This window comes from Bacillus sp. TE8-1 (assembly GCF_008368855.1).
Taxonomy (GTDB): Bacteria; Bacillota; Bacilli; order Bacillales; family Bacillaceae_G; genus Bacillus_A; species Bacillus_A cereus.
Genome location: NZ_QPET01000018.1, coordinates 63,459 through 76,136 on the forward strand (window position 1 = coordinate 63,459; position 12,678 = coordinate 76,136).

Consider the following 12,678-nt stretch of genomic DNA (forward strand, 5'->3'; position numbering starts at 1 on the left):
AATTGTATATTTAGTCATCCTTTGAATTGTAAAGTTTTTTTAGTGATTTGTAAGTGGAGATGCAAAATTGCATATAAAATGATGAGTATCTTTTTTTGGTGAGCTTTTTATTTTTAATCTGAAAATTAATATTTGTGAAAATGTTGAGAAAAGATATAAAATAAGAACGTGTATTCTTACAGAGTGGAATAGTATTGCCACTAAATAGGGAGGCTTTTTTATGATATATCGAATTAAAGATGCAGAAATATACTATGAAATTGTGGGAGAGGGTAAACCGGTCATTATCATACATGGCTGCGCCCCTGACCATAGGTTAATGATGAAATGTATGGAATCAGTATTTCAGAAATATGAAGGTTATAAGCGAATATATATTGATTTACCTGGAATGGGAAAATCGAATGCTCCAAATTGGATAAATAGTTCAGATCGTATAGTAGAAGGGCTTATCACATTTATTGAGGAAATCATTTCTACTGAAAAATTTTTATTGGTAGGAGAATCATATGGAGGCTATTTAGCCAAAGGTATACTTGCAAAGATGTTTGAGAGAGTTAGCGGATTACTATTAGTATGTCCTGTTGTTGTAGCGGAGCCAGAAAAAAGGATTCTTCCAGATAAACAGGTAATTGTACAAGATGAGGAATTTTTAAATACGCTCACTTCCACAGAAAGAGAGGAGTTTTGTGAGTTAGCTGTAATAGCAAATGAATATACATATAAGCGATTTAAAGAAGAAATTAAGCCTGGGTTAGATGTTGCTAATTATGAATTTATTGAAAGGTTGCAAAAGAATTACTCTCTTACTATGGATTTTCAGCATGAAAAATATGAAAATCCCGTTCTTTTACTGACTGGAAGACAAGATATATCAGTAGGTTATCAAAATATTATAGAAATTATTGAAGAATATCCAAGGGCAACATTAGCAGTGTTAGATATGGCAGGGCATAATTTGCAAATTGAGCAGCCTGAATTATTTGAGAGTTTAGTAGGAGAATGGATTAGACGAACAAATCAGCACAGTTTATAAAGTATTTTAGTATTACCCCTAAGTGTTGAAATGGGATAAATGAACGTGATTTATTAACTTATCTCGCTATTTGCCGGGCAGCCCGATTAGTGAGGGCTGATTAAAGTTTCACTTTATAAAAAATTTTAAGGAGAAATTATGAGCACATATATTTATATGGTTAGACATGGTGAATCACCAAAACTAGAAGGAAATGAAAGAATGCGTGGATTAACTGAGAGGGGACATATGGATGCCCGTAGAGTAACTGACATATTAAAAGCGGAGAGGATTGATACTTTTATTTCCAGTCCTTATAATCGGGCTATGCTAACGATAGAGGAGTCAGCTAATTTCCATGAAAAAGAAATAGTAGTATATGAAAATCTTAAAGAGTGTATGTTTTCAAGTGAGGATCAGGTTATATCAGACAAAGAGGTGTATCCACTTGTACAGAAGATGTTCTCTAATCCGGACTTTGCACGAACGGAAGGAGAGTCATATGCAGATTGCCAGAGAAGAGTAGTGAAAGTATTAAAAGAAATCTTAATGGATTTTCGAGGATGCAAAATTGTAATTGGTACACATGGGCTTGTCATGACATTAATGATGAACTATTTTGATAAACAATATGGTTTTGAATTTTTAATGAATACGTCAAAACCGGATATATATAAGATGGAATTTAAAGAAGAACAATTAATGAATGTAGAGAGATTATGGAAAGCTGAATAAAATTAGTTGCATGGATTTTGTTGTAAAAGTTACTTTTATAGCAAAGTCTTTTTTTGAATAGAAAGCATCTTTATCAACTATTGTTAGAATGTTAAATAAATAAGTAATTATTCAGTCTTTGAATAAATTATGGAGAAATTGGTTTAGGGAAACAATTTTAAATGTGTCAAAATTCCAAACGTTGGATTTATATTCAATAGGAGAAAAAGATGTAGAATTTTGTCTTACAGTCCCCGTTTACTTTTCATTTCATTACATATAGGCTTTGTGGTGTAAGGGAGGACATTGCCTTTACGTAAAATCTATAAGGAGGTCATTGTAATGAAACAGATTAAAAAGTTTGCGGGAGTTGCTTTAGCGGGGACGATTGGATTAAGTGGATTACTGTTTTTAGAACCAAGTGTAAGCGTTGCGGAAGCACAGCAAGTGAAAGTAGAAAATTTCAATACAATTGATGTAACGATGAATTTAAATGAATTGTATGTATTAAGTGGCAGAAGCATTGATATTCTTTCTGGAGATAAAGAAGCAATTCAGTTAAATAAATACACAATTAGTTTTAATAAACCTGGGAAGTATGTGATTAAAGTAAATGGCTGTATTTATGATGATGTATATACTTTTATTGTAAATGAGTAGTATATATTCTTAAATTGCGAGATAAAAACAGAAACACCCTATTTGCGATGAGAGTCGTAAATAGGGTGAATTTATTTGTATTAAGCTGTACTTTAAATATGTTCACTAATTTTCTTTTTGTTATGTAAAAGTGTTAACAATGTAAATGAAATATACATCTTCACAGTCAAAAAAGTTAAAATATTTCGTTTTAAGGATTATAATGGAGGGAGGAACATAAAAGGGAGTGAATGAACTTGAAACAAGAACTTATTGAAAGATTTACGAGATATGTAAAAATTGATACGCAATCAAATGAAGAAAGTCATACAGTACCAACAACACCAGGACAAATTGAGTTTGGTAAGTTATTAGTGGAAGAGCTAAAAGAAATTGGTTTAACAGAAGTAACGATGGATGATAATGGCTATGTAATGGCAACACTTCCAGCTAATACGGACAAGGATGTTCCTGTAATCGGATTTTTAGCCCATTTAGATACGGCAACAGACTTTACAGGGAAAAACGTCAAACCACAAATTCATGAAAATTTTGATGGTAATGCAATTACGTTAAATGAAGAGCTAAATGTTGTGTTAACACCAGAGCAGTTCCCGGAATTACCATCATATAAAGGACATACCATTATTACAACTGATGGTACAACACTTCTAGGAGCAGATGATAAAGCTGGTCTTACAGAAATTATGGTTGCAATGAACCATTTAATACATAATCCGCAAATTAAGCACGGGAAAATAAGAGTAGCATTTACACCGGATGAAGAAATTGGTCGTGGGCCAGCGCATTTTGATGTAGAAGCGTTTGGTGCATCATTCGCTTATACGATGGATGGAGGTCCATTAGGTGGTTTAGAGTATGAAAGTTTTAATGCTGCAGGTGCTAAGTTAACGTTTAACGGAACGAATACACATCCTGGAACAGCGAAAAATAAAATGCGCAATGCTACTAAACTGGCTATGGAGTTTAACGGGTATTTACCAGTAGAAGAGGCGCCAGAATATACAGAAGGCTATGAGGGATTCTATCATTTACTTTCTTTAAATGGTGATGTTGAGCAAAGTAAAGCGTATTATATTATTCGAGACTTTGATCGTGAAAATTTTGAGGCACGTAAAAATAACGTTAAAAATATTGTGAAGACTATGCAAGAAAAATATGGCGAAGATGCAGTCGTTTTAGAAATGAATGATCAATACTATAACATGCTTGAAAAAATTGAACCGGTAAGAGAAATTGTTGATATTGCATATGAAGCAATGAAAAGTTTAGACATTGAACCAAATATTCATCCGATTCGCGGAGGCACAGATGGATCACAATTATCATATATGGGATTACCGACGCCGAATATTTTCACTGGTGGTGAAAACTATCACGGTAAATTTGAGTATGTTTCGGTAGATACTATGGAAAAAGCTGTTCAAGTTATTGTGGAAATTGCAAGACGTTTTGAGGAGCAAGCTTAAAAAAGAACCAAGTAGTACGAATGTGCTACTTGGTTCTTTTAATATAGTACTCGCCACAAATAAAAAGTCGCATAAGACTCCCAATTAGCCCAGTTTGCCGCGAAATCTTTTATTTCATTTTTAGTCGGTTTATTTTCGGAACCTGTTATAAATTTAATTGCATTATGCAGACCAACATCATCAATTGGAAAAGCTGAAGGAAATCTTAAACAACGCATTAAAACATAGTTGGCAGTCCATGGTCCTATACCATGGATAGCGGTTAATTGTTTCTCAGCAACCTTTACATCTTGTGTTTGCAGTAAATCCTCTTTTAATAGTTTTCTCTCTGTAATAAGCTTCGCAATACCGATTAAATATTCACATTTTCTAGTCGTCATTTTTAATTGTTGGAGATCTTCTACATGTAGATTTGCAATTGTTTCAGGTGATGGGAATATCCAATGCTTTCTACCGTCCCATTCTACATAACTTCCAAATTGCTCAACTAATCTTCTTTTTAGCGTATAAGCATATGTTAAGTTAATTTGTTGACCGATAATTCCCCAGGAAAGTGCCTCAAATAAGTCTGGAATACCTAAAGTACGAAGGCCGTAATATTGTTCAATTGGTCCTTGAAGGAGTAAATCATGTTTAGCTAATGTATAAAAGGGAGCTAAATCAGTAGTTAAATCAAACCATTCTTTTACATAGTTAGCTACAGCTTCACGTATCGATTTTTCAGATGTATATGATTCTTCTAAACAATGTATTTGAATATTGCCATCTGTATTCACACTAATTTCAACTAAAGGATTTACATCTTGAACAGGGATAACTTTATAAATTTTGTTATCTTCAATATGGAACATACATTCATTGTTAGAACGTGATAGATAACGTAAATTTTCTTGGAAACAAAATTCTTTTGGAACTGCTATAGATAATACGCTATTATATTCTGCTGTCATATGAATTCCACCTGCAACTTTTCTAATGTAAGCAATTTTTTCTTCATTTCTAATCCACCCCTAAATCCGGTTAGTTTCCCATTCTTCCCAATAACGCGGTGACAAGGAATGGTGATAAGAAGAGGATTAGCAGCAATAGCAGAAGCAACGGCGCGCACAGCTTTAGGTTTTTGAATTCTTTCAGCAATTTCTGTATAAGAATATGTCTTTCCATAAGGAATTTCACGTACCGTATTCCAAACAGATAATTGAAAATTAGTTCCATAAGCATCGATAGGGAATGTAAAAGTTTCTCGCTTGTTTTCTAAATACTCGATAACTTCTTTCGTATATATTTGCAAGTAATCTGGACTATGGATCAATATATGTTGGGGCAGTTTTTTTCTAGCCCATATATTTAATTCTTCAAAGTTTTCGTCTTGTGATCCAATGAAACATAGTCCATTTTCAGTTGCAGCAATATGAAATTGCCAATTTTTATGTGTAAGTAGCGTCCAATATATATAATTATTTTTGTAGGAATTCATTATCGTATCCCTCTTTCATCTCGTTCTTTTTTCGATATTCAGTAGGAGTAAATCCGGTTTTCTTTTTAAATAAAGTTGCGAAATATTCTGGGTTTTCTATCCCGACAGCAGTACTAATTTCTTTAATAGATTGATTTGTGTGTAAAAGGTATTCGGTTGCTTTAAGAATCCTGAATTGTTGTATATATTCTATAGGAGTTAGCCCTATTATTCTTTTGAAAGTACGTTGTAAATGAAAAGGGCTACCGTGACACATTTCCGCAAGCATGTCGAGAGTTAAAGATTTGTCATAATGCTTTTCGATATAGTCTTTAATTTGTTTTACCCACTCTTCATTAGGTAAAGTGATTCCATTTGGCTTACAACGTTTGCACGGGCGAAAGTTTTCACTTAATGCTTGCTCTGCATGATGAAAAATTCGTACATTGTTTCTATTCGGTATTCTTGATTTGCATGATGGTCTGCAAAAGATTCCAGTTGATTTCACAGCATAAAAGAATTTGCTATCATAGGAAGAATCATTATGAATAATTGCTTGCCAATACTCATTTGTTAATGTAACTCCTTCATTGTGCATAGAACATCACCTCTGAAATTAGTATAACCTGAATAAAGTGCGTATGTATGTATTCATAAATGTAAGAGCAAGATTACAAAGGTGAAAATATTGGATGGCGTTTAGATTATTTTGTTGTTTCGGAACGAATGAAAGACCAAATAACAGAAGCGAAAATTAATAGTGAAGTAATGGGGTCAGACCATTGTCCAGTTGAATTACATATAAATTTCTAAAAAAAAGAAGTATCTCCCTAATATTAGGGAGATACTTCTTTTTTTAATTCAGTTTGTTAAAATTTTTCAAATCATTCTTGAAATAATTTCATATTAAATATATACTTAGTAACGATAATCATTATCAGTGAAAATGATTATCATGTGATGAAGGCGTAAAAGAATTATAGTCTAGGGGAAGTGAACGGGAATGAGTTCTGGATAAAATTATTAATCTAATGAAATATATATATGGGACAAGGTTCATATAGTTAAATTTTATTGAGAATATAGTTTGAAAATTCGAGAGGAGACATATAAAGATGAACAAGAAATTATTTACTTTAGGGATGGTTACAGTTTTAAGTGTAGGTTTAGCGGCATGTAATAGTGCGGATAAAACTTCAGGCGAGCAAAAACAACAGACAAAAGCTACGGAAACGAAAAAAGATGAAAAACGAAAAATCACATATTTAGGTAAAGAGTATACAGTGCCAGCAAAAGTAGATAAAATTGCGACAGCTAGTTTAGAGTCAATGGAAGATGCGGCAGTACTTGGAATTAAACCAGTTGGTGCCATTACTGTAGGTGGTAAATTACCAAAATATCTTGAAAAAGAGTTAGAAGGTGCTAAATCTGTTGGTGAGAAAATGCAACCCAATTTCGAAACATTACTACAATTAAAACCAGATGTTATTACATCGAGTACGAAATTCCCAGCAGAAACAGCTGAAAAGTTTACGAAAGTAGCTCCTACATTCCCGGTATCACACGTTTCAACAAATTGGGAAGATAACTTAAAGTTAATGGGAGAATTAACTGGTAAAAAAGATAAAGCAGAAAAAATTATTAAGGATTACAATTCGGACGCTGAAAAAGCAAAAGCAAAACTAGGAGATAAGTTAAAAGATAAAAAAGTACTTGTCATAAGACTAAGAGCAAATGAATTATTCCTATATCCAGAAGGAGTATACTTCAACCCTGTAATTTATAAAGATCTTGGACTAACTGCTCCAGAACAATTGAAAACTGTAAAAGCACAAGAGAAAATTTCATTTGAAAAACTTGCTGAACTTAACCCAGATTATATTTTCTTACAATATGAGGCAAGTGAAAATAAAAACCCGAAAGTGTTAGAAGAAATTGAAAGTAATCCAATTTGGCAAAGTATGAATGCTGCGAAGGAAAAGAAAGTATTTGTAAATGTTGTAGATCCAATGGCACAAGGTGGTACAGCTTGGAGTAAAACAGCATTCTTAAAAGAAGCCGTGAAAAATTTATCTAAATAATACAATAAGTAAGGTGCGTTGAATGATATGCAGAAAACAAATGCAGTACCAGTAACTATATTATGTATAGCACCCATACTCATCTTATTTACAATTATACTTTCGATTTTGTATGGGGCAAAAAGTATTGACGCTGAAACAGTGTGGAACGCATTATTTCATTTTGATTCAAGCGATGTAAATCATAATATTATTATTACTTCACGTTTACCAAGGGTAGTTGCAGCTCTTTTAGTCGGAGCATTTCTAGCCATATCAGGAGCACTTATGCAGGGGATGACAAGAAACTATCTTGCATCCCCTTCTATTATGGGTGTGACGGATGGCGCTGCCTTTGTTATTACACTTAGCATGATTTTTCTTCCGGGAATGTCATCAATTGGTATGGTTGTATGTTCAATGATTGGTTCTGCACTAGGAGCCGGTATCGTATTTGGTTTTGGTTCGCTCCTTCAAAATGGCTTATCACCAGTTAGGTTAGCGATTATAGGAACAGTTATTGGAACATTTTTAAGTAGTGTATCGGCTGCAATGGCTTCGTATTTCCAAATTTCTCAAAATGTTAGTTTTTGGTTTAATGCAAAGTTAGATCAAGTAGATCCTAATATCATTAAAATCACGATACCGTTTGGGATAATTGGAATAATTTTAGCATTGTTAATATCAAAATCTATTACCATTCTTTCATTAGGCGAAGAGGTTTCTATTAATTTAGGGCAACGTACAAAACTAGTTAAAGCGATGGCAATTTTATCGGTAATTTTCTTAACAGGAACAGCAGTTGCTTTAGTGGGGAAAGTTGGTTTTGTAGGTTTAATTATTCCGCACATTACGCGCTTTATAATTGGGGTAGATTATAAGTGGATTTTGCCATGTGCAGGTGTTATTGGTGGCGTTTTCTTAGCGTTATGTGACGTTTTGAGTAGATTTATAAACTATCCATTTGAAACACCTATTGGAGTCGTTACCTCTTTAATTGGAATTCCTTTCTTCCTTTATTTAATCCGTACTAGAGGAGGAGAGAGACATGCTTAAAAGTTCAAGTCAACGTTTCGGAATGACGATGGGGATTATTATATTTTTAATACTATGTGCTATTTATATTAGTTTAACAAATGGTACGTTCGACATTACGATTACAGATGTATTTAAAACACTTTTTAGAATTGATCCAGTACCAGAACATGATTTAGTTATTTTTGAGTTTCGCCTTCCGCGCATCGTAATTGCTGGATTAGTAGGATTAGGCCTTGGTGTTGCGGGTGCCGTTATTCAAGGGATTACGAGAAATGGGTTGGCGGACCCAGGTATTTTAGGCGTAAATGCCGGAGCAGGAACAGCGATTGTCATTTTTATGTTTTTCTTTCAAGGGCAATTAAAAAGCACAGACTGGGTTTCTATTATGATGATGCCAATGTTTGGTTTAGTAGGCGGATTAGGTGCAGCTATCATCATTTATCTGTTTTCTTGGAAAAACGGTAAATTAGATTCGCAGCGACTTTTATTAACAGGGATTGCAATTGGATCAGGATTTGGAGCCTTTTCTATGTACTTATCACTCAAAATGAAGTCAACTGATTTTGAAATGGCCGCAGTGTGGGTGTCTGGAAGCATATATAGTGCAAACTGGAAGTATATTGTGGCTATGTTACCATGGCTTATTATCTTAATTCCGCTTATACAAAAGAAAGCTTATTTATTAGATTTATTTCAATTGGAAGAAACGAGTATTACAAGTTTAGGTGTTTCAGTAGAAAGAGAGAAATCGATTTTACTATTAAGTAGTATCGGGCTTGTGAGCGCATGTGTTGCTGTTTCAGGGAGTATCGGTTTTATTGGCTTAATGGCACCGCATATAGCGAAAAGGCTTGTCGGTATTCAACATAAGTATATAATTCCTACGTGCGGCGTAATCGGAATGTTTCTTGTAATTGCTTCAGACTTTATTGCGAAAACAGTTTTTACACCTGTAGAGCTACCAGTTGGAATCGTTATTTCTATTGTCGGTGTACCGTATTTCTTATATTTACTTTATAAGGCGAAAGCGTAAGAGGAGGAATAAAAGTGAGTATTTTAAGTGCAAAAAATTTAGAAACAAGTTATGAAAAGCTTACAGTGTTTCGCGATTTAAATGTGGAAATACAAGAAGGAAAAGTAACGACAATTATAGGTCCAAACGGTTGCGGTAAATCGACATTGTTAAAAACAATGGGAAGAATTTTAAAACAAAAAAGCGGTAAAGTATATTTGCAAGGACAGGATTTACATACAATTCCAACGAAAGAAATTGCGAAGCAGTTAGCTTTACTCCCGCAAACTCCAATTGCACCAGGTGAGCTTAAAGTGGAAGAATTAATTTCTTATGGACGCTATCCACATCGAAATAACGTAAATAAGTTAACGACAAAAGATAAAGAAATGATTGATTGGGCATTAGATATAACGAAAACTTCTGAATTTCGAACGAGACAAATTGCAAATTTATCAGGTGGTCAAAGACAAAAGGTATGGCTAGCGATGGCATTAGCACAAGAGACAGAAGTGTTGCTATTAGATGAGCCAACTACATACCTTGATATGTCTCATCAATTAGATGTATTACAAATTGTGGAGAAGTTAAATAAAGAACATAATTGTACGGTTGTTATGGTATTACATGATATTAACCATGCATCAAGGTTTTCAGATGAAATTATTGCAATGAAGGAAGGAGAAATTGTTACAACTGGTAGCCCGGAAGAAATCATTACAAATGAAGTGTTAAAAGAAGTATTTCATATTGATGCACGTGTCATGATTGATCCGTATAACGGGGCTCCTGTTTGTTTCGGATATGATAGCGTTGTATCTGAAGAAGAAAAAATCGAAATATATGTAACAAGTTAAAAAAGAGGGGGAATAGGGTGAATACTACAGTTGAAAAACAGCAGATTATAACATCTAATACAGAGCAGTGGAAAATGTATTCAAAATTAGAAGGTAAGGAATATCAAATTCATATTTCAAAGCCGAGGCAACCAGCACCGGATTCAGGATATCCTGTCATTTACGTATTAGATGGCAATGCCTTTTTTCAAACATTTCATGAAGCAGTTAAAATACAATCAGTAAGAGCGGAAAAAACCGGTGTTTCACCAGCTATTATAGTAGGAGTGGGTTATCCAATTGAAGGCGCATTTTCAGGGGAAGAAAGGTGCTATGATTTTACGCCTAGCGTAATTTCAAAAGATGCCCCTTTAAAACCAGACGGTAAACCGTGGCCTAAAACAGGAGGAGCACATAATTTCTATACTTTTATTGAAGAAGAACTGAAACCACAAATTGAAAAGAATTTTGAGATTGATAAAAGTAAGCAAACGTTATTTGGACATTCTCTAGGTGGACTATTTGCTCTTTATATACTATTTACAAACTTAAATGCTTTTCAAAATTATTTTATTAGTAGTCCATCTATATGGTGGAATAATAAATCCGTACTTGAAAAAGAAGAGAACCTTATACATGAATTAAACAATGCTAAGTTTGAAACAGGAGTGTTCCTTACAGTTGGGTCACTAGAACGAGAGCATATGGTTGTAGGTGCAAATGAATTATCAGAGCGCCTTCTCCAAGTAAACCACGATAAACTTAAATTTAAGTTTTATGAAGCTGAAGGGGAGAATCATGCATCTGTTGTGCCGACGTCTTTAAGTAAAGGATTGAGGTTTATTAGTTACGTATAGGAAAAAAGGTTATGGATAAAACATTCCATAACCTTTTTTAATATGTAGAATTGTCCTTTTCGAAAGTTTTGTTTCAACTTTTCGTCTAAAGAGACAAAAAATTGTCACAAATCGGTCACAATTAGCATAAACATAAAATAGACGAAATGAACTTATTTCCAAAAAGGCTTGGTTTATTTCAATCATGATTCGTAGAGTTGAAAAAGCATGGATTAAAAGTTCACTATATTCCCAAGGAGGTAGATCGTATGAAAACAATTCTTGCTATCGCTGGACTTATTTGGGTTTTATCGCATGGCATCCCAATTTATGAAGGAGAACAAATTCGCAGTGCTCTGAATAAAAATTTTAATGAATATCATATCATTAATCGGCAAGATAATGTTGTGACAGTTCGAGTGAATGATTGTTTTCATACGGTAACCGTTGAAGGAACTTCAGTAGTGAATGATACAAAAGTATGTGATCAGCAATAATTATATATGGAAAGAAAAATTCTAGGGTTAAATATCTGAAAATTAAAATTGAAAAATTATAGACGAAGAATAAGCGGGGGCGGTTAATCCCCGCTTATTCTTGTTTCACTTTATTGAATTTTGATGAGAGATATAATGATTTTGTGACAAAAAGGAAAGGGTATACTGAAAATTGAGATTAAGAAGCTAATGAGTTGTTAAGAATAATCATAAAGTGTAAATATACTCTTATGGGGTATCATGCGTAGATATTTAATGCTATAATTGGTATACTCATAAAAAACAATTGTTTTATTGGATGAAGAGAAACTTTAAGAAGGTGATAATATGGATCATAAAGAGCATGAAGCAGTAACACATAGATCAGAAAAAGAAAAAGAACAGATTATAAATAGATTAAAGAGAATTGAAGGACAGGTCCGCGGTATTCAAAATATGATTGAAAATGATCGTTATTGCGTGGATATTTTAGTGCAAATTTCAGCGATTAATGCAGCGATGAAAAAAGTAGGAATGGGTGTATTAAAAAACCATACAAGTCATTGTGTTTCAGGTGCTATTAAAGATGGCAATGGTGACGAAGCAATTGAAGAATTAATGACTGTATTTGAACGTTTTTCAAAAGCGTAAAAACAAGCTAGTATGTCACTGGCTTGTTTTTTTGTTTACCTTCATAATAAGATCTCGGCGTATTGATGTGAAAAAGTGTGTGTAAAATAAACTTTTAGAAAATAATTGAAAAATCATGATATAAAACCATTGATTACCTTAGGGGGGTATGGTAAGATGTAATTGTGATTAACAAACAATGAATAAACAAGAGGAGGATTTTAAATGGAACAGTTAACATTACAGGTTGAAGGTATGTCTTGTGGACATTGTGTAAATGCTATCGAAAGCAGTGTGAAAGAGCTAAACGGTGTTGAACAAGTGAAGGTTCAATTAGCAGAAGGAACTGTTGAAGTTACTATCGACTCGTCTGCCGTAACATTAAAAGATATCGTTGCTGTAATCGAAGACCAAGGATACGATGTTCAATAATTATTTTTAGATATGGAAATAAATCGTACTTTAAATGAAGTACG

At 33.6% G+C, this 12,678-nt stretch carries 15 protein-coding genes and 1 pseudogene; 13 read left to right on the plus strand and 3 right to left on the minus strand.

Annotated features, from left to right (window positions below; all coding sequences use genetic code 11):
- Positions 1-220: 220 nt before the first annotated feature.
- From DN404_RS18525 to pepT, 4 genes are all read left to right on the plus strand, one after another.
- Positions 221-1,036: an alpha/beta fold hydrolase gene (locus DN404_RS18525; protein WP_149215319.1), complete on the plus strand. Its 816-nt coding sequence runs from the start codon at positions 221-223 to the stop codon at positions 1,034-1,036.
- 138 nt (positions 1,037-1,174) lie between these two features.
- Complete coding sequence (locus DN404_RS18530; protein ID WP_000109179.1) at positions 1,175-1,750, plus strand: histidine phosphatase family protein; 576 nt, start codon at positions 1,175-1,177, stop codon at positions 1,748-1,750.
- A 321-nt stretch (positions 1,751-2,071) separates the two neighbouring features.
- Complete coding sequence (locus tag DN404_RS18535) at positions 2,072-2,389, plus strand: hypothetical protein (RefSeq protein WP_000809495.1); 318 nt, start codon at positions 2,072-2,074, stop codon at positions 2,387-2,389.
- Between the two features lie 236 nt (positions 2,390-2,625).
- A complete protein-coding gene (pepT, locus tag DN404_RS18540; protein ID WP_000807014.1) occupies positions 2,626-3,858 on the plus strand; it encodes a peptidase T in 1,233 nt (410 codons plus the stop codon).
- 38 nt (positions 3,859-3,896) lie between these two features.
- On the opposite strand, the gene DN404_RS18545 is transcribed toward pepT, so the two are convergent.
- Genes DN404_RS18545 through DN404_RS18555 form a run of 3 tightly spaced genes read right to left on the minus strand, consistent with a single transcriptional unit; the run spans position 3,897 to position 5,912 of the window.
- Positions 3,897-4,808: a DNA-3-methyladenine glycosylase 2 gene (locus DN404_RS18545; RefSeq protein ID WP_000123520.1), complete on the minus strand. Its 912-nt coding sequence runs from the start codon at positions 4,806-4,808 to the stop codon at positions 3,897-3,899.
- A complete protein-coding gene (locus DN404_RS18550; protein WP_001089833.1) occupies positions 4,805-5,335 on the minus strand; it encodes a methylated-DNA--[protein]-cysteine S-methyltransferase in 531 nt (176 codons plus the stop codon). Before DN404_RS18550 ends, DN404_RS18545 begins: the two co-directional genes overlap by 4 nt.
- Positions 5,316-5,912, minus strand: a complete 597-nt coding sequence (locus DN404_RS18555; RefSeq protein ID WP_006922223.1) for a bifunctional transcriptional activator/DNA repair enzyme AdaA — start codon at positions 5,910-5,912, stop codon at positions 5,316-5,318. The genes DN404_RS18550 and DN404_RS18555 overlap by 20 nt, the downstream gene beginning before the upstream one ends.
- A gap of 77 nt (positions 5,913-5,989) precedes the next feature.
- Between DN404_RS18555 and DN404_RS18560 the strand changes: the two are divergent.
- The 9 genes and pseudogenes from DN404_RS18560 to copZ form a co-directional block, all read left to right on the plus strand.
- Positions 5,990-6,127, plus strand: a pseudogene (locus DN404_RS18560) (exodeoxyribonuclease III); the annotation flags it as partial.
- A 302-nt stretch (positions 6,128-6,429) separates the two neighbouring features.
- Positions 6,430-7,395 carry an iron-hydroxamate ABC transporter substrate-binding protein gene (locus DN404_RS18565; RefSeq protein ID WP_001035506.1) on the plus strand — a complete coding sequence of 322 codons (966 nt, stop codon included), beginning with the start codon at positions 6,430-6,432 and terminating at the stop codon, positions 7,393-7,395.
- Between the two features lie 27 nt (positions 7,396-7,422).
- Entirely contained in the window at positions 7,423-8,430 is a 1,008-nt protein-coding gene (locus DN404_RS18570; protein WP_006922226.1) for a FecCD family ABC transporter permease, read from the plus strand.
- A complete protein-coding gene (locus DN404_RS18575) occupies positions 8,423-9,445 on the plus strand; it encodes a FecCD family ABC transporter permease (protein WP_000920450.1) in 1,023 nt (340 codons plus the stop codon). The genes DN404_RS18570 and DN404_RS18575 overlap by 8 nt, the downstream gene beginning before the upstream one ends.
- Before the next feature lie 14 nt (positions 9,446-9,459).
- Complete coding sequence (locus DN404_RS18580) at positions 9,460-10,281, plus strand: ABC transporter ATP-binding protein (protein ID WP_006922230.1); 822 nt, start codon at positions 9,460-9,462, stop codon at positions 10,279-10,281.
- 17 nt (positions 10,282-10,298) lie between these two features.
- Positions 10,299-11,117, plus strand: coding sequence for an alpha/beta hydrolase (locus tag DN404_RS18585; protein WP_001098702.1), 819 nt, complete (start codon positions 10,299-10,301; stop codon positions 11,115-11,117).
- Between the two features lie 248 nt (positions 11,118-11,365).
- Complete coding sequence (locus DN404_RS18590; protein ID WP_000849104.1) at positions 11,366-11,593, plus strand: hypothetical protein; 228 nt, start codon at positions 11,366-11,368, stop codon at positions 11,591-11,593.
- A 327-nt stretch (positions 11,594-11,920) separates the two neighbouring features.
- Positions 11,921-12,223 (plus strand): metal-sensing transcriptional repressor, encoded by a 303-nt coding sequence (locus DN404_RS18595; RefSeq protein WP_000349636.1) that lies wholly within the window; start codon positions 11,921-11,923, stop codon positions 12,221-12,223.
- A 204-nt stretch (positions 12,224-12,427) separates the two neighbouring features.
- Entirely contained in the window at positions 12,428-12,634 is a 207-nt protein-coding gene (gene copZ / locus DN404_RS18600) for a copper chaperone CopZ (RefSeq protein WP_000436973.1), read from the plus strand.
- Positions 12,635-12,678: the final 44 nt, after the last annotated feature.

What these genes read in the sequence shown, in the direction of transcription:
- DN404_RS18575 (WP_000920450.1), top strand. Translation starts at nt 8,423, where the DNA reads ATGCTTAAAAGTTCAAGTCAACGTTTCGGAATGACGATGGGGATTATT.
- DN404_RS18550 (WP_001089833.1), bottom strand. Translation starts at nt 5,335, where the DNA reads ATGAATTCCTACAAAAATAATTATATATATTGGACGCTACTTACACAT.
- DN404_RS18525 (WP_149215319.1), top strand. Translation starts at nt 221, where the DNA reads ATGATATATCGAATTAAAGATGCAGAAATATACTATGAAATTGTGGGA.
- DN404_RS18595 (WP_000349636.1), top strand. Translation starts at nt 11,921, where the DNA reads ATGGATCATAAAGAGCATGAAGCAGTAACACATAGATCAGAAAAAGAA.
- DN404_RS18565 (WP_001035506.1), top strand. Translation starts at nt 6,430, where the DNA reads ATGAACAAGAAATTATTTACTTTAGGGATGGTTACAGTTTTAAGTGTA.
- DN404_RS18535 (WP_000809495.1), top strand. Translation starts at nt 2,072, where the DNA reads ATGAAACAGATTAAAAAGTTTGCGGGAGTTGCTTTAGCGGGGACGATT.
- DN404_RS18530 (WP_000109179.1), top strand. Translation starts at nt 1,175, where the DNA reads ATGAGCACATATATTTATATGGTTAGACATGGTGAATCACCAAAACTA.
- copZ (WP_000436973.1), top strand. Translation starts at nt 12,428, where the DNA reads ATGGAACAGTTAACATTACAGGTTGAAGGTATGTCTTGTGGACATTGT.
- DN404_RS18545 (WP_000123520.1), bottom strand. Translation starts at nt 4,808, where the DNA reads ATGACAGCAGAATATAATAGCGTATTATCTATAGCAGTTCCAAAAGAA.
- DN404_RS18570 (WP_006922226.1), top strand. Translation starts at nt 7,423, where the DNA reads ATGCAGAAAACAAATGCAGTACCAGTAACTATATTATGTATAGCACCC.
- DN404_RS18590 (WP_000849104.1), top strand. Translation starts at nt 11,366, where the DNA reads ATGAAAACAATTCTTGCTATCGCTGGACTTATTTGGGTTTTATCGCAT.
- DN404_RS18555 (WP_006922223.1), bottom strand. Translation starts at nt 5,912, where the DNA reads ATGCACAATGAAGGAGTTACATTAACAAATGAGTATTGGCAAGCAATT.